Origin of the sequence: Paenibacillus sp. CFBP13512 (assembly GCF_005233705.1) — a bacterium.
GTDB lineage: Bacteria > Bacillota > Bacilli > Paenibacillales > Paenibacillaceae > Saccharibacillus > Saccharibacillus nuruki.
The window spans coordinates 251,819-269,311 of sequence record NZ_QGAD01000005.1; the positions used below are offsets into that span (position 1 = coordinate 251,819).

Below are 17,493 nucleotides of genomic sequence, written 5' to 3' on the forward strand. Positions count from 1 at the left end.
TTTTTTGTTGCATTTGCTTAAGGTACAGTTCAAGCACTGACACAATCTGCTATACTTTTAGTAAATGATGTATAGAGATTACATATAGGAGTGAGAGAGATCATGAAGATTAGTGCAGTTATTTTTGATTTGGACAATACATTAATGGATCGAGATCATACGTTTCGAGCTTTTTCACAAAAATTCGTTGCAGATTACTTGGGTCATGTCGATGAACAGAAAGCCAGAGATATTGTAGGGTATATGCGGATTACTGATGCAGACGGCTACCGGGAAAAACAAGGTTTTTTTGAAGAATTAGTTGAGCGTTTGCCCTGGTTAGAAAGACCGAATGCAGATCAATTATTTGCGTACTATAAAGAACATTATATGAAAGAAGCCCGTCTTATGAATCATGCCCTTGAAGCGATCCACGCATGTCAGGCTCAAGGATACAAATTAGGCATATTAACCAATGGACACCATGAAATACAATACGGCAAAGTAGAACACTTGGAATTGGAATCTTATTTCGATGTGATCCTGACTTCAGGTGAAGCAGGGATCCAAAAGCCAGATCCGAAAATTTACGAGATGATACTGGAAAAGTTAGGCACGATGGGGGAAGAAACGGTATTTGTAGGCGATCATCCTACGAATGATATCTGGGGAGCTTCTCAATCAGGGATGAGAGGCATTTTCCTGCGACGAAGTTTTGAGTGGGATCAGAATTTAGGGATAGCACCGTGGTATGTAATCAATGAGTTGAATGAGTTGGAAGAGATTTGGCAGGGAGTTAAGAAGTAGTGTTGAGATACTTATAAAGAATTTAATTTAAAAATAACTAAGACCTTATTTATAAGGTCTTTTTAGCATGTCTACAGATTTAAATGAGATTTACATACATAAGCATCTACTTTGAATTTACCTACTATATAAACTGTGAACCTGCAAAGTAAAAGCCCATCCTATTTTGTTCGTTACATATTAAATTTATAAACAGATTATTTTCAACCTTTACCAAAACCTATATTTCGACATATTTTGCGAAGATAAAAGGTTCTTATACTCAGAAGTGTTAGTGATGTAGACGTCTAAACAACTTGGAGTACTAACGCTTATAGTCATGATCGTTTTGACAGATTACATATGTGCAGATCGGGTGGAGAAAGGAATGAATTATGAAGTGGTATGTACAGGCGTTAGGTAAACGCAAAGTGGTAGAGTTTTTACTGTTGATTGTGTTCGTTGTTTTCTTTCTAGGGCCGCTGCTCAATCTATTGATTCTAGCGGTATCTGGAAAATGGCAGTATCCTGCGGCTTTACCGCAAAGCTGGTCATTGCAATGGTGGCAATTTGTTTTGAGTCAAGATGATGTATTGCAGTCGATCTCTCTGTCCTTTTTGATCGCTACTGTCGTTACGGTATGTTCGATCATTGTATGTGTGCCTGCGGCGTATGCATTTGCTCGTATTTCATTTCCGCTGAGTAAATGGTTTTTGTTTTCTTTTTTACTGACACATGCGTTTCCCAAAATGGGGCTTTACGTATCGATTGCAGTTCTATTTTACAAATTCGGGCTAATGAACACCTTTGTTGGGATTGTGCTCATTCATATGGTCAACACATTGATGTATATGACATGGATTCCGGCTTCTGCTTTTCGCAGTGTACATCAAGCGCAAGAAGAATCAGCACGTGATGTTGGAGCAGGACCACTTCGAGTATTTTGGAAAATTACGTTTCCGATGGCTTTCCCGGGTATTATGGTCGCTTCCATTTTCACTTTTCTTGCTTCCCTGGATGAAGCGCAAGGAACACTGCTAGTCGGGATTCCTGATTTTAAAACAATGCCGATTATTATGTATTCGATTATTGCAGATTATCCCAATACAACAGGTGCTGTGTTTTCAGTCATTCTGACATTACCTACAGTGATCTTGCTAGTGGCGGCACGTAAGTTTGTAAGTGCTGATGTGTTATCCGGTGGATTTCAAGTGAAATAATCATTTGATACATGTTCTAGATGAAATAAGACTAGAGAGCAGGAGGAGCTATGAATACAACAGTAGAGTCGCAATTATCGATTCGGAATTTGAGCAAAGTATTCAAAACAGGCGATGGTGTGAGAAATATTTCGTTAGATATCGCCAAAGGCGAAATGGTGACATTACTCGGCCCTTCCGGATGCGGTAAAACAACTGTTTTGCGTTCGATCGGCGGATTTTTAGAACCGGATCATGGAGATATTTTGATTCGTGGAAATAGTGTATTGAATTTGCCTCCTGAAAAAAGACCGACAGCGATGGTATTCCAAAGCTATAACTTATGGCCGCATATGACGGTGTATGAAAATCTAGCATTTGGTCTCAAAATTCGCAAATATAAAAAGCCCGATATCGAACGTGAAGTGACAGCGGCGTTGGAATTGGTACAACTCAGTAGCGCAGCAAGCAAAAACCCTACCCAATTATCTGGTGGACAACAGCAACGAGTCGCTTTGGCTAGAGCTTTATTGTTAAAGCCCGATGTGTTATTGCTAGACGAGCCCTTTTCAGCATTGGATGCCAAGCTACGGATGGAGATGCGCGAAGAATTGCGGGATATCCAGACATTAACAGAGATGACGATGGTATTTGTCACGCATGATCAGGAAGAAGCCTTGTCGATCTCAGATCGAATTGTAGTCATGCATGGCGGGCAGATTGAGCAGTTATCCACACCACAAGAGATCTATGATGCTCCGCAATCGTTATTTGTAGCTAGCTTTATCGGTCGTATCAATGTATTGAAGGGGGTGAGTGATGGACAGCATATTACAGTCGGTGAATTACGTGTACCGAATCCCAATGTAGCATTACCGATTGGAGATTGTATCGTTGCTGTCCGTCCAGAAGACATTTATCTGTCAGCGCAAGCAGGGGGCTTAGAAGGTCAGATTCGTCAGGTGATGGTACTCGGTCATTATGCAGAAATATCAGTCAATTATGAAGAAGAAACGTTAAAAGTATTTGTGCCTCGCGAACAAGCAGCTACCTTACATCCAGGTCAATCCATCTCACTGATGTTTCATAAAATGAATGTTTTTCCAGCCATCAGTGTATCCGAAGTAGCACCAAGACAAGAAGCTCACGCTTAAATCATTTTAAAAGCAGTTATTTTAAAGGAGGATGTTCTTGTGTTTAACAAAGCTAAAATGAGTATGCTATTGATTCTTGGATTATGTCTAGCAATGGGTTTGGCAGGATGCGGTGGCAAATCAGCTACAGAAGCAGCAAGTGCAAGCAGTAATTCTTCTACACCATCGACAGAAATTTCATTGTATACCGGTGGTTCTCTCAATGTAAAAGAGTTATGGGAAACGTTGATTCCAGCCTTTGAACAAGCCAATCCAACGATCAAAGTAAAATTGGTCTATCTTCCTTCAGGTACAGGTGGACAATCAGCACTGGATCGATTGTTAGCTGCCAAGCAAAGTGGACAAGCTAATGTCGATGTCGATTTGTATGAAGGTAGCTTGGATGATATCTCAAAAGGCAACAAAAATGGAATCTGGGCAAAACTGGATACAACAGGTGTGCCTAATCTCAACAATATTGATGCCAGTGTACTCAAACAAGTAGATGATATGGCTGTGCCTTACCGTGCTTCTTCTGTCGTACTGGCGTATAACAGTCAAAATGTACCTAATCCTCCCAAAACAGCAGACGAGCTATACGATTGGATTCGTCAACATCCTGGTAAATTTGCCTATAACGATCCATCTACAGGTGGAGCAGGTAGTTCATTTGTAACTACAGCCATCTATAACTTTTTGCCTGCTGAAGATATGAACAGTAGTGATCCTGCCATTGCACAGAAATGGGATCAAGGATTTAACTTATTGAAAGAACTAGGGCCTTCTATGTATCAACAAGGAGTCTATCCGAAAAAGAATCAAGGCACTCTAGATTTACTCGCTAACGGTGAAGTTGATATGGTTCCTGCATGGTCAGATATGGCGCTTGAACAGACTAGCAAGCAATTACTACCTGACACGACTAAGCTGACGCAGATTAGCCCTGCTTTTACAGGTGGTCCTTCTTACTTAATGGTTCCCGAAATGTCGACCAAAAAAGAAGCTGCTCAAAAACTGCTTGATTATGTCCTGACACCAGAAGCACAAACGATTGTGGTGAACAAAATGTATGGATACCCGGGAATCAAATGGGATCTGATGTCTAAAGAATTACAAGATAAATTTGCAAGTGTCTCCGCTTCATACCGTCAATTTAACGGTGGAGATCTTCAACAAGAGATTTACAAACGCTGGCAGACAGATGTCGCTGGTCAATGATGATGAATGCTAGTGTAAAAAAAGGGATACTAGGGCTTGCTCTAGTTATCCCTTCCTTTCTTATTTTGTTTTTTGTCGTGATTGTGCCTATTGTATATGCTATTCGAGAAAGTCTGATTGATGAAAATGGTAGTGGATTCGGATTAGCCAATTATATTCGTTTATTCACTGAACCGACGATGCGTAAAAATATTATATATACCCTAAATGTAACGATTGTGTCTACTTTATTATCGTTAGTGATTAGTTACTCTTTAGCTGTCTATTTACGTTTTGGTCATGGTTGGGTTGTGAAATGGATTAACCGATTGTACTTTATTCCGATGTTCGTACCCGGTGTTATTGCGACTTACGGTCTGATCACGATGTATGGTAATCATGGTTGGTTGTCACGCCTACTGTTGTTGATCGGAATCGATACTTTTCCCAAAATTATCTATGATTATAACGGTTTAGTGCTTGCCAATCTGTGGTTCAATATTCCATTTGCTACGATGTTGCTTAGTTCTGCTCTGGCGGCAGTCCCTAACTCGGTAATTGAAAGCGCACGTGATGCTGGAGCGAATATAGGGCAATTATTTTTCCGCTTTGTATTACCCCTTTCATACAAAACGATGTGGGTAGCTATCACGTTTATTTTTATGGGTGTGATCGGAAGCTTTACTGCTCCTTTTCTAATCGGAGCTAATTCACCTCAAGTATTAGGTGTAGCCATGCAACAAGTCTTTTCTAATTATCAGGAGACACATACAGCAAGTGCTATGGCTGTGTTGATGTTCTTACTATGCTCTGTCATGGGGTATTTCTATATTCGAACGATGGGGAAAGAGGGATAATCGTGATGAATCATACTCAAAGCCACTCTACCGTTATCAGTACTATACAACTGAATACATCATTAGAACGTTCACAACGTTGTTATATGCAATGCGAAGTGACTGCCAAAGGATTCGTAGAACTTCATTTGAAAGCAATGAGTAATAGTCACTGGCAACAGAAGAATCATGAATCTGCAATGGTTCGTATATATGTGAATCAACAGTATAATCAAGATTTGATTTTGTTTTATGGCAAAGAGTCTTTTGTATATACTCGCCTGATTGGGCAATTAGAAGCAGGTACGTATGAGATCGAATTAGAGTTTCGTGAGCAAGAATCACCTTCCAAAGTGAATCTTGTTTATTTGGAGCAGTGTGAATTTCACTGGATCAGTCCTGCCTCTTCATCAGCGCTCGTTTATCAGCATACTCCGATTCTGTACGGACGTAATTTGTCTCATGATTATGAAAGCACATTTACAGATACACCACTGCTACTGATGTACTGGATGCAACAGAAGGAAAGTCGAACCATTATTGAATATCATATGGTTTTTAGTCATGAAGATGAAGGCACACCGTCAGGTTTATTGATGAGTAAGTGGGGGAGAACAACAGATATTGAATGGATGTATCGGGTGGAACTTGATCTTGCAGGTCATCTTCTTACAGCGACTTATCAAGGCCCTAATCACGTCACAACTGCTTTTCAAGGAAATACCGATTGTGGAGGTCTACCTATTTTGCAAGCAGCAACAGCCAACGGAAATTTTGTGGATGAAGTTCGTTCTGATTATCGGTTGATTTTGCCACCATCGTATCGCTGGTATCCTGAGCAAGAACCTCGTGAGCAGATTATGAGTGATTATCCATTTACGTATCAGGTCACCAATTGGGAAATGAATCGTCAGTATATTGTAGAACGTAATCACGATGCTTCTTCATGGAAACTTGGCGATCAGCGTCAATATTTGTTTATCCAAAGTTCCAAGTTTGCTTTAGATGTCTATAATTCACGAGCAGACGTACAGCAGACTTGTCTTGATTATCAAGTACGTTTGCAGGGACAAGATGAATGGTTTTCTTCTAGCTTTGGCGATTTACGAGTAGCTGATTTTCGTGCTGCTTATCAAGGCCCTGATTTACATTTTTCGACGACCATTAAGTTGCGTTCTGGTATATACGTAGATCAGATTGCTGAGATTCGAGTCACTCTTTTACCAGAAGGGGTTAATCGTATAGGGGTGAAAGGGATCTATGCCTTTATGCTTGATCATGAATATGTACCGACTAAAGGGATTCAAGCTTCTACACAGGTCGAACTCACTTCAGATGCACCTACACAGACATTATGGAGTTGTATGGCACTTATATAGAGATAAATGCGATAACATAGCGACCCAGACAGATCAGCGAATAGGAAAGGGGATATTTGTACATGGAGAAATGGTTGAATGTGTCCGGTCGTATTGATTCATCCGCTACACAGACTCATATTACGTATACTTTTCCAATACTAGAACAATCCTCAATGATTCGGATCGAGTTCAACTATACACCCAAAACATTAACAGATACCCATCAGGCCAAAGAAATGATTGAATCTGCCATGTTGAAATATGGCTATAACGACCCACAAGTGCAAGACTGGCAGAAGTATGCGCCTTTACACAATCTGATTACTCTTTCTATTGATGATCCGCAGACACATCGCGGTCAAGCTCATCGGCAAGATCCGCAACAGACACACTTTTTATCAGCAGATCATGCTTCTCCTGGATTCTGGAAAGGATTCAATCCAGTAGGGCAATGGAAAGTAACGTTAAGTATTCATTCTGTTGTTACACCTGAATGTGATTATCAGCTTGAAGTATGGGGGAACTAACAAGATGAAATGGATACCTTCTGAATTACATACCCATACACTGCATAGTGATGGACAACATACATTAGATCAACTGGTTCAATCGGCGCTAGCTCTAGGCATTGATTGCATTGCATTAACCGATCACAATACACAATCAGGGCTACAAGATCGTCAACGTGTACAAGCAGAGACAGGTATTCATATCGTGCCCGGGATGGAATGGACGACTTTTTATGGGCATATGCTTACACTCGGTATACACGATTATGTAGATTGGCGTAGTTATGGTATCTATGATATTGAACAAGGGATAGATGAAGTACATGCACAAGGTGGACTTGTGGGGATTGCTCACCCATTTCGTATCGGTAGTCCTATCTGTACGGGTTGTTACTGGGAATATCCTATCTATGACTGGGAAAAAGTCGATTATATTGAAGTCTGGTCTACCTTAATGCCTGCTATAAAAAAGGATAGTCAGCGTGCATATGCTTGGTGGACATTTTTACTTAATGAAGGGCATCGTATTACAGCGACTAGCGGGCGGGATTGGCATCGAACAGAAGATCATGATGCACCTGCGGCTATTACGTATTTGGGCACCGAAGATGAAGATCAGTTGTGGTATTCATTAGATATCGTACAGACTTCCGATACACCGTTTACCGATCATGTAGAGTTGGAGCCTAAAGATAATTCGGTTCTTACAGCTATGCGTCAGGGAGCAGTCACGATTACGATGGGGCCACTACTTACATTTACAGCTCATGTAGTTAATCCTATCCATGATAATCATGCGAAACGATATAGCATCGGGCAAGAAATCGATTGTCCACAAGATCAAATCTTAAAGTTAGAAATAGCATTAGATACAATCTGTCGTCAAAAACATTATCTGTTAGTGGATCAATCGTTACGTTTAGTGGTGAACAGTAATCAAGGAATATTGTTCGAACAACAGATTCCTGTACAGACAGAAGTCTATGATTGTGAATTGGTACAAGCAGAGGCATTAAGCTGGGTACGTGTAGAGTTGTATGGGTATTTTGCCGACATGTATAGCATGATTGCGTTCACGAATGCGATTTATATTACACATTCATCTTAAATATATAACTTATTGCATGTGATTATACGTATAGAAAGGATGAATTGTACAGGATGTCTGCCAAGCAGGAAACGATCAAATCCCGTATCGAGCAATGGATAACAGAACATAATGTTCATGCTGGAGACAAACTACCCTCTGAATCCAAGCTGGCGACTCAATTTAAAGTCTGCCGTACGACCGTTCGTGGAGCTATACGTAAGCTTCAAGATGAAGGGAAATTAGTTGTCAAACACGGCAGTGGAACATTTCTAACTCAGGCCCTTCAACATATCCCAAGTTCACTGGATCGATTATATAGTATAGGGGATATGATTCGTTCAGCAGGGCTTATCGAAGATCAACGATTAGCTTATATTATATTAGAAAAGTGTCCTCCTGAAGTAGCCGAACGTATGGAGTTGTCTGTGGATGAACCGATGATTGTTTTAGAACGTTCACGAATGGCTAATGGAGAAATTGTTGCACATTCGATCAATTATATGCCTGTTCAACTGGTCGGTAATACATTTGATGAAAGTGTATTTACAGGTTCTTTATTTCAACATTTAGAACAACAGGTAGGCATAGAGATTGTAGGCGCCGATTCTGAATTAACGGTTCCACTGGCTACCGATCCTCATAGTCGTAAATTACTTGTGCACCCACAATCCTCTGTTTTATTGTTAAAGCAGACTCATTATGATGAAATGAATCGCAAAATATTATATTCGTATGATTATGTGCGTAGCGATATTTTTACATTTTGGATAAGACGAACACGATAACAATTTAAAAATTAATTGATAATCATTATCAATTGCGAAAAAGAATGCTATAATAACCATCTAGATGTAGTTTTACACTACTAAGATGGTTATTTTTTGTAGATATTTTACATATATTTTGTAGATATCATACCTATATAATAAAGAAAGGAGAACTCTAGTCCAACGCTATCAACATACAAGTATTTTATTGCGTTTAGTAAGAAATCGTCTAAGTCCGTACGCATTATATACCTGTATTGATGAAGGTATACATACATTTTGAAGTCTATACAACCATAACGAACTACACATCAATGAGGAACAGAAAAGGAGACAGTAATGTTAAAACGTTTTTTTTCTTATTATCGTCCATATAGAGGACTATTTATTATCGATTTTGGTTGTGCTATTATTGCAGCTATTTTGGAGCTAGCCTTCCCACTGGCTGTAAATCGAGTGATTGACGATTTGCTTCCAGGCGGGGAATGGCGTGTGATTTTGTGGGCATGTATTGGATTGTTAGGCATATTCGTAGTCAGTTCGTTTCTGAATTACGTGGTTACCTATTGGGGCCACAAACTAGGTATTAATATTGAGACCGATATGCGTAAAAAGCTGTTTGATCATGTACAGCGGTTACCATTTCGCTTTTTCGATAATGCGAAGACAGGGCATCTGGTATCACGTATGACCAATGATCTGATGGATATTGGAGAAATTGCTCATCATGGGCCAGAAGATTTGTTTATCGCTGTGATGACACTTGTTGGTGCATTTGCTTTGATGGCTAGTATTAATATGGATCTGGCGATTTTAACGTTTGTAGTAGTGCCTTTGATGATTTATTTATCGCTCTTTTTTGGACGCAAAATGTCAGTTGCTTTCCGGCGTATGTTTGGAGATATAGCTGATTTTAATGCCCGTGTTGAAAATAACGTAACAGGTATGCGTGTAGTCCAAGCTTTTGCTAATGAAGATCATGAGATTAGTCAATTTGCAATCAATAATGGACGTTTTCGTCGTACCAAGCTTGTCGCTTATCGGATTATGGCATGGAACTCGTCGATTAGTTATATTTTGATGAAATTTGTATCGATCTTTGTGCTTGTTTGTGGAACATGGTTTGTCATTGAAAAAGGCATGAGTTACGGTGATTTTATTGCATTTGTTCTATTGTCGAATGTATTTCTAGCGCCGATCAAGCAATTGAATTCAGTGATTGAGACGTATCCTAAAGGAATAGCTGGATTCCGTCGTTTTGAAGAATTGCTAAATACCGATACAGAAATTCATGATCTACCTGATGCCAAAGAAGTGAGTGGGCTGAAAGGCAATATCACCTACAACAATGTATCCTTTGGATATGAAGGTAAAGATTATATTTTGAAAGGAATCGATCTTCAGATTCGTGAAGGAGAGACAGTTGCTCTTGTAGGTCCTTCAGGTGCAGGGAAAACAACGATTTGTAGCTTATTACCACGATTTTATGATATTGGCGAAGGTGAAGTGACAATTGATGGTATCGATATTCGTCAGATGACCTTATCATCGTTACGTTCACAGATTGGTGTAGTACAACAAGAAGTATTTTTATTTGATGGTACTATTCGTGAAAATATCGCTTATGGCAAACTTGGAGCGACTGAAGAAGAAATATGGACAGCCGCACGTCAAGCACAGCTTGAAGAAGTGATTACTTCCTATGAAGAAGGAATGGATACGATTATAGGCGAACGTGGTGTGAAGCTATCTGGTGGTCAAAAACAACGTCTATCGATTGCTCGCATGTTCCTCAAAAATCCACCGATTTTGATTCTAGATGAAGCGACATCTGCATTGGATACCGAGACAGAAGCCGCAATTCAGCAATCGCTCAATGAATTGTCGCAAGGTAGAACGACTTTGATTATCGCCCATCGTCTAGCAACGATCAAAAATGCAGATCGTATTATTGTGGTGACCAAAGAAGGTATCGCCGAACAAGGTGCTCATGATGAACTGATTCAAGCGGGTGGAGCATACAGTCGTCTGCATGCCGCTCAATTTGGTACGTAAAAGGTAGTGAAGTAAAACTATGATGTAGCTCAGTCTATACAATCCTCAAGCCAGTGTCTTTCTTCAGAACAGATTGTTCTTGAGATCGATACTGGTTTTTGATGGGTTTGTTGAACGCAATCCACAGCGGCTACAATAGACGACTCTAATAAATAACTGATGGTTTACGTAGAACAGAAATAAGAATTGTTTTATGATACATACAACAAAGGAGGAGGAATATTTTATGCAATCAGAAATTTATTTAAAGCCACTTACACTGACGCATGCTGATTCATTATTGCAGTTACGTCATCGCAATCGAGATTATTTAAAAACATATGAGCCTATTCGTCCGGAATCGTATTGGACACTTGAAGTTCAGCAAGAAATGCTAATCAACGGGGAACTGAATTTTGAAGCAGGTCAAGGATATGTATTTGGTATATTTCAATCTCTTCATGATCAATTGGTAGGACGAATCGAGATTAGTGGAATTGCTCGTGGCCCTTTTCAAAATGGAAATATCGGTTATTTTGTAGATCAAGATCATCATGGCAAAGGGTATGCTTCGATGGCTGTTCAACAGTGTCTACAGTTCGCTTTTACCGAAGGACAACTTCATCGGTTACAAGCAGGTGTAATGCCATGGAATACGCCGTCATTACGTGTTTTGGAAAAGTCAGGATTTCGCCGTGAAGGACTAGCTGAGCGTTACTTACATATTAATGGCAACTGGGAAGATCATGCTTTGTATGCGATCACGATAGAAGATTGGCAACGTCTGAATCTTAATTACAAATGAAACAAAAACTCCTTTGACAATGAGCACTTCTAAGCTCAATAGCAAAGGAGTTTGATTTAACTAGTTAGCTAATTGAAACGTATAAAAATATTCTTATTCGATCATATAATCTTGCTATATTATTCTATTGTCCCTACATTGCCCAGCTTGCCTGTGAGTTCAATCGCATTGTACAACATAACTGCGGCTTCGGCACGGGTAATAGGTTCATCGGGATAAAATTTGTTTTTGGAATCAAGTGTAGCAATTTCTCTGTGAATAACTTGTTGTAGCATTTGCTGATCCATCGCAGTTAACGAATTGTCGTCTGCTATTTCTTCGTTGGCAGTCGCCGAAGCAATATTGTTACCACCCGATTCATTAATATCAGGATCGACTTGTTCTACCGCTTGCCAGAGCAAGGTAGCAAATTGACCACGCGTCATCGCAGCAGTTACATCTACATCTGCCGGAATATCGAGTCCATTCAGATAAGCGACAATCATATCATTGCTATACCATGCCTCATTACTGATACGTGTATAGTAATCACTAGCTTCCGGCTTTTTGATAAATCGCATATTATCGAGATTAAGATCAAGCCCTTTAACAAGTGCGCTTACACCTTGTGCGGTATTTAATGCACGTTCTGGTGCATATTTCGTATCAGTCATGCCTGTCAAAATATGATACTCATCCAAATATTCAATCTTCTTTTTGTCTAATGTGTTATCCAGATCATCGAAAGCGGCAAAAGCTTGGCTACCTGAAGCAAATAATAAAACACCTGCAAGCCCTACTAACCATTTACGAACTATCATTGAACTCACCCCTACTTAGATAGATTGGAATGCTTAGACTTTACAAAAGTTGGATTATATTTAGTGTAACTGACAGTTGAATATAAATCTATATGATGATTCCGATCACGAACTTTGATTTTTTGTGCAGAAGGCGTTACCTTATATAGAGGAACTTTTGTTCATCCGTCATAAATAACATATAAATAGAGTGGAGGAATCACACATGAACAACCAAAATGAACGCTTGCTTGTATTTGCAGGCTCTTATGCAGAATCAACAGATAACGGGTTATATGTATATAGTTTGGACGAAGCAACCGGTGAATTGACTCAGACTGATGCTTTTATGGGACTCAAAAATCCTACATTTGTAAATGTCGATGCTACCGCAGGTCGATTATATGCTATCGGTGAAGCTGCTTATTCTGATGGCACTAAAATTGGTGAAGCTTCTTCGTTTGCGATTGATCCAGCAAAAGGAAGTCTTCATTTATTAAATCGTCTAAATACTGTAGGTGCACCTACATGCCATATTCAGCGCTCAGCAGATAGTAAGTATTTGAGCGTAACCAGTTATCATGGAGGAATGGTAGGATTATTTGCAATTCGTGAAGATGGTCAGATTGGTGAATCGTTAGATGTACAACAACATGAAGGACATAGCGTACATCCGAATCAAGATCGTCCACATCCACATTCTTCATTCTACGATCCTACAGGAAAATACCTATTGGTTCAGGACTTGGGCTTAGACCGCATTTATACTTATGCACTAAATGAAGAAGAAGGTAAGTTAGAGCGTGTAGCAGAGCAAGTGACTGCACCTGGTGCAGGGCCTCGCCATCTTGTTTTCCATCCGAACGGAAAATATGCGTTTGTGATTAATGAACTTAATTCAACGGTTACAGCTTATCAGTATGATGGAAGTAACGGTACATTAAGCGAAATTCATAGTATTTCTACATTACCAGCAGATTATGATGGTGAAAATGGTTGTGCTGAGATTACGATTTCCAAAGATGGTCGCTTTGTCTATGGATCAAATCGTGGACATGACAGTATTGTTCAATATGAAGTTAATCAGGCGACAGGAGAGCTTACGTTAGTACAACATGTATCGACTGAAGGCGGTCATCCAAGACACTTCTCTTTAACACCTAATGGTAACTATGTATTAGCGGCTAATCGTGATGGTAATAATATCGTTACATTTGCAGTAGATGCTGAAAGTGGTAAATTAACATACACAGGTAAAAGTATAGAAGTTTCTAAACCTGTATGTGTATGGTCTGTATACATGTAATTGCATTGCATCTTGATTAAATAGAATTCTATTTACATCATAATATCGATCAGAAAATCGTGTCTTCTAGTTGCTGGAGAGCATTCTAGGTAGACACGATTTTTTGTTATGAATCATATCTTCTTTTGGCGAGAATAGTCAGTGAAATGTTTCAATTTTGCGTATAGAGGTAAAGTACAGTAACTGCTATTCTTTCTATACTATAGACGATTCAGATATAGCCAAAGGAGAGATCAATGATGACTGAGCCAAGAAAAAACGATAAAATTGAAGAACAACAAGGCAAGCGTGATCATCCAGAACATTATCCTACTGAAAACGAAAGTTTGTTTGACCGTTTTGAGTCGGAACAGAATGTAGATCCTATGCCTATGGAAGATTTAAATATGGAGAAAAAAGAAGAAAAAGATAAAGATGCGACGAAATCTTCGTCTTCGAGTGAAAATGCTTATCCAGAAGGTATGGCTAAACGTTTAGAAGAACAACAAAAAGAAAAAGAGAACAATAAGTAAATCTACTTTAATAAATACACGATCTTCTAAATAAAGCAATTGATCAGCTGCTAGTTATAGGGTTGATCTTTTTTGCTACACAGATGTTGTAACACATAAATAGAGAGATTGTACTGAGGAAAGGTGAAGAGGATGGCATTTGGTATAGATCGATCCCAGCTAAATGATTGGAAACAACAGGTAAGTAATGGACAAATTGCTTTTTTGACTCACTATTGGATCGATAATCGATTCCCCAATATGCGTACAGTAACCAAAGTCGGTTGTGCTGATATTGAGAAATTGCAAAAATGGTGCAAAGACCATCAGTTAAACCCCCGGTATATCCATTTTCGTGATCGTTATCCTCATTTTGATTTGTTTGGAGTAGAGCAATTACGTATTTTGAGAGAAGAAGGACTTCAAGATCATATCGATCGCTTTAGAATTCGTTAACCTACATCTTGTATAACCCGCGATTCACAACACTACATTCGACAAAATAACAAAAAAATTTTAAAAGGTATTGAAATCGGTTACAAGCAGATATATAATAAGCGTGTAGAAACGTTTCGACAAAATGGTATAAAACAATACATTATTCATTTTATGCAGAATACACTATAAATTAGTGAATAAAGCGCATAAAATTAGCTATTTTAGCTGAAAATCCATAAAAACCCATTTTTTATATCTACATTTAAGTGTTGATAGAAAAGGGTAAATCATTTTTTTTATGATTTTATCGAAACGTTTCGATTAGCAAATTAACACCAGGGGGGAAGTCAATGGGAGCAACGATCAAGGATGTAGCCGCTTTAGCGGGTGTCGCAGTATCGACTGCGTCCTATGCGCTAAATGGAATCGGAAGAGTTAGTCCTAAAACACGCGATAAAGTGATTGTTGCTGCTAAACAGTTGAATTATCAGAAGAATGGGATTGCTTCTGATCTTAAGCGTTCCAAAACGAATACGATTGCTCTACTGTTAAGCGATCTATCCGGTCCATATTACTCTAGATTGATCAAAGGCGTGCAAGAAGTGAGCCTGAACAATGGATATGACTTGATTGCTTGTAGCTCAATTGGTGGAGAATCATCAACAGCTGTGAAGTTTATCAAAGAGAAAAGAGTAGATGGAGCGATTATCCTTGCTCACAATATTCCAGATCGTACGATTTTGGAATCGGCTCGTGAAGGATTCCCGATTGTTATGTTAGATCGAAGGTTAGAGCATGAAAGTGTTTGTTATGTTGAAGCAGATAATGAAAAAGGTGGCATTTTAGCTACTGAGCATCTGATCGAAGCAGGACATCGCAAAATTGCTTATGTATCCGGTCCGGCAAGCAGTAAGCACAACAAAGACCGCTATAACGGCTTTGTACAAGCGATGAATAAGCATGGCTTAACGATTGAACCACGCTGGAATCTGATCGGCAATTTCACAGAAGAAGGCGGTTATCGTGCAGTCAAGTTAATGATTGCGCAAGGAGAAATTCCAGAGGCTGTATTTTTTGCAAATGATGAGATGGCATTAGGAGGCATTACGGCTTTGAATGAAGCTGGAATTGTTGTTCCTGATGATATATCGGTTATCGGTTTTGATGATATTGTCCAAGCCCGATTTTTGACACCGTCTTTGACTACAGTAAGACAGCCAGATTATGAAGTAGGGGCATTAGCTGTACATCTGATTTTTCAGATTTTAAAAGGAGAGACTGTAAGTCCGCAATACAAACTGGATACTGAGTTAGTTTCCCGGGGGACTGTACGAGCTCCTTTATAAGTTACATCTGATTCATCACAAGCAAGATGGATTGTAAGCATTTTCTATAATAATAAAGAGGTGAATTGAATGACAAAAACATGGAAAACCGTTGTAGCTTGTATGTTGATCTTTTCTCTGATCTTGTCAGCATGTGGCAACAAAGAAGAAGCAGCGGCAACAACAGCAGATGGCAAACGTGTATTGAAAGTATGGGGGATGGGTGCAGAGGGAACAGCACTTGCTAAGATCGTACCTGATTTTGAAAAAGCTAACCCGGATATCAAAGTCGAAGTGCAAGCGATTCCTTGGGATAATGCCCATGACAAATTGCTAACTGCGGTCGCTTCCAAAAAAGGTCCTGATGTTGTACAAATGGGACTGGGTTGGATTCCTGAATTTGCAGATGCTGGAGCATTGCTAGATTTATCTTCTTACACAGAGAAATATCCAAATCTGAAAGTAGATAACTTCTTCAAAGGTGCTCAACAAACAATGACCTACAACGATCAATTGGTTGGTATTCCATGGTATATCGATACTCGCGTATTGTTCTACCGTGCAGACTTGCTAAAACAAGTTGGTTATAACGAACCACCAAAAACGTGGGCTGAATTGAAAGATGCAGCAACCAAATTGGCAGCTAGAGGCAATGGTAACTATGGTATTTTGCTAGATAGCCAGGATCAAGTATTTACACTTCCGTTTGCTTGGGAAAATGGTAGTGAAGTGATTAGTAGTGACAACAAAGCTCAATTTAATCAACCGCAATATGTAGAGGCTGTTAAATACTTGAGTAGCTTCTTTACTGAAAAACTAGCACCTTCTCAAGTCGATTTGAAACTTCTACCATCATTTGGTGAAGGTATTATCCCTATGTTTATCAGTGGACCATGGTCTGTACAACAGATCAAAGATGAATTGCCTGATCTAAAAGACGATCAATGGGGTACGGTTACGATTCCAGCTAAAGATGAAAACGGTAAAAGTGCTTCTATCTTAGGTGGATCTAGTCTATCGGTATTCAGCAGTGCAGCAAATAAAGACGATGGAGCTAAATTTATTTCGTACATGAATGAACCATCTGTACAAGTGAAATGGTATGAATTGACCAAAGATTTACCTTCTACAACCAAAGCATGGGAAGACAAATCACTTGCTTCTAACAAAGATATTCAAACGTTCCGTACACAAATGGATACAGCACGTCCAGCTCCATTCGTAAAACCTTGGGAAAGTATTGCTGATCTAATCAAAGCAGCGATGCAAGAAATTACAATCGGTGGCGCTGACGTTCAAGAACAAATGGATCAGGTGAACAGCCAGGCTGATGATTTATTGGCCAACTAATCTCATGATATCCACAGGGCAGAGGTGCTGCCCAACACAATCTTGATAAGTTTGAGTAGTATCCTTTGCCAAAGATTCATATGCCTTTACTAAATAAACGGGGTGAAA

Annotated in this window: 17 protein-coding genes; 16 read left to right on the plus strand and 1 reads right to left on the minus strand. The window is 39.4% G+C overall.

The genetic code is table 11. The annotated features are described in order from the left end of the window. The first annotated feature begins 102 nt into the window (after window positions 1-102). From PaeCFBP13512_RS09870 to PaeCFBP13512_RS09920, 11 genes are all read left to right on the plus strand, one after another. Window positions 103-786: an HAD family hydrolase gene (locus tag PaeCFBP13512_RS09870; protein ID WP_137222779.1), complete on the plus strand. Its 684-nt coding sequence runs from the start codon at window positions 103-105 to the stop codon at window positions 784-786. A gap of 374 nt (window positions 787-1,160) precedes the next feature. Further along, on the plus strand, window positions 1,161-1,985 hold the full coding sequence (locus tag PaeCFBP13512_RS09875) for an ABC transporter permease (RefSeq protein ID WP_069325850.1): 825 nt from the start codon (window positions 1,161-1,163) through the stop codon (window positions 1,983-1,985). Window positions 1,986-2,035: 50 nt separating this feature from the next. Continuing rightward, window positions 2,036-3,118 carry an ABC transporter ATP-binding protein gene (locus tag PaeCFBP13512_RS09880; RefSeq protein ID WP_137222781.1) on the plus strand — a complete coding sequence of 361 codons (1,083 nt, stop codon included), beginning with the start codon at window positions 2,036-2,038 and terminating at the stop codon, window positions 3,116-3,118. 39 nt (window positions 3,119-3,157) lie between these two features. Beyond that, entirely contained in the window at window positions 3,158-4,315 is a 1,158-nt protein-coding gene (locus PaeCFBP13512_RS09885; protein WP_069325852.1) for an extracellular solute-binding protein, read from the plus strand. A 2-nt stretch (window positions 4,316-4,317) separates the two neighbouring features. Beyond that, window positions 4,318-5,151 (plus strand): ABC transporter permease, encoded by an 834-nt coding sequence (locus tag PaeCFBP13512_RS09890; RefSeq protein WP_069325934.1) that lies wholly within the window; start codon window positions 4,318-4,320, stop codon window positions 5,149-5,151. A 5-nt stretch (window positions 5,152-5,156) separates the two neighbouring features. Next, window positions 5,157-6,509, plus strand: a complete 1,353-nt coding sequence (locus PaeCFBP13512_RS09895) for a hypothetical protein (RefSeq protein ID WP_137222783.1) — start codon at window positions 5,157-5,159, stop codon at window positions 6,507-6,509. A 62-nt stretch (window positions 6,510-6,571) separates the two neighbouring features. Beyond that, window positions 6,572-7,018, plus strand: a complete 447-nt coding sequence (locus PaeCFBP13512_RS09900; protein WP_069325854.1) for a hypothetical protein — start codon at window positions 6,572-6,574, stop codon at window positions 7,016-7,018. Window positions 7,019-7,022: 4 nt separating this feature from the next. Beyond that, window positions 7,023-8,108 carry a CehA/McbA family metallohydrolase gene (locus PaeCFBP13512_RS09905; protein ID WP_137222785.1) on the plus strand — a complete coding sequence of 362 codons (1,086 nt, stop codon included), beginning with the start codon at window positions 7,023-7,025 and terminating at the stop codon, window positions 8,106-8,108. Window positions 8,109-8,161: 53 nt separating this feature from the next. After that, window positions 8,162-8,875, plus strand: coding sequence for a GntR family transcriptional regulator (locus PaeCFBP13512_RS09910; RefSeq protein WP_069325856.1), 714 nt, complete (start codon window positions 8,162-8,164; stop codon window positions 8,873-8,875). Between the two features lie 321 nt (window positions 8,876-9,196). Continuing rightward, on the plus strand, window positions 9,197-10,912 hold the full coding sequence (locus tag PaeCFBP13512_RS09915; RefSeq protein WP_137222787.1) for an ABC transporter ATP-binding protein: 1,716 nt from the start codon (window positions 9,197-9,199) through the stop codon (window positions 10,910-10,912). A gap of 226 nt (window positions 10,913-11,138) precedes the next feature. Then, window positions 11,139-11,696: a GNAT family N-acetyltransferase gene (locus PaeCFBP13512_RS09920; protein ID WP_241669339.1), complete on the plus strand. Its 558-nt coding sequence runs from the start codon at window positions 11,139-11,141 to the stop codon at window positions 11,694-11,696. A 119-nt stretch (window positions 11,697-11,815) separates the two neighbouring features. On the opposite strand, the gene PaeCFBP13512_RS09925 is transcribed toward PaeCFBP13512_RS09920, so the two are convergent. Further along, the gene (locus tag PaeCFBP13512_RS09925; protein ID WP_069325859.1) at window positions 11,816-12,496 is read right to left on the minus strand and encodes an S-layer homology domain-containing protein; all 681 of its coding nucleotides are present in this window, start codon (window positions 12,494-12,496) and stop codon (window positions 11,816-11,818) included. Window positions 12,497-12,701: 205 nt separating this feature from the next. On the opposite strand from PaeCFBP13512_RS09925, the gene PaeCFBP13512_RS09930 reads away from it, so the two are divergent. From PaeCFBP13512_RS09930 to PaeCFBP13512_RS09950, 5 genes are all read left to right on the plus strand, one after another. Then, window positions 12,702-13,781, plus strand: coding sequence for a lactonase family protein (locus PaeCFBP13512_RS09930; RefSeq protein ID WP_137222791.1), 1,080 nt, complete (start codon window positions 12,702-12,704; stop codon window positions 13,779-13,781). Between the two features lie 236 nt (window positions 13,782-14,017). Further along, window positions 14,018-14,293 carry a hypothetical protein gene (locus PaeCFBP13512_RS09935; protein ID WP_371748214.1) on the plus strand — a complete coding sequence of 92 codons (276 nt, stop codon included), beginning with the start codon at window positions 14,018-14,020 and terminating at the stop codon, window positions 14,291-14,293. 132 nt (window positions 14,294-14,425) lie between these two features. Continuing rightward, window positions 14,426-14,728: a hypothetical protein gene (locus PaeCFBP13512_RS09940; RefSeq protein WP_069325862.1), complete on the plus strand. Its 303-nt coding sequence runs from the start codon at window positions 14,426-14,428 to the stop codon at window positions 14,726-14,728. 332 nt (window positions 14,729-15,060) lie between these two features. Then, entirely contained in the window at window positions 15,061-16,056 is a 996-nt protein-coding gene (locus PaeCFBP13512_RS09945) for a LacI family DNA-binding transcriptional regulator (protein WP_069325863.1), read from the plus strand. 69 nt (window positions 16,057-16,125) lie between these two features. After that, complete coding sequence (locus tag PaeCFBP13512_RS09950) at window positions 16,126-17,385, plus strand: sugar ABC transporter substrate-binding protein (RefSeq protein WP_069325864.1); 1,260 nt, start codon at window positions 16,126-16,128, stop codon at window positions 17,383-17,385. The last annotated feature ends 108 nt before the right edge of the window (window positions 17,386-17,493 follow it).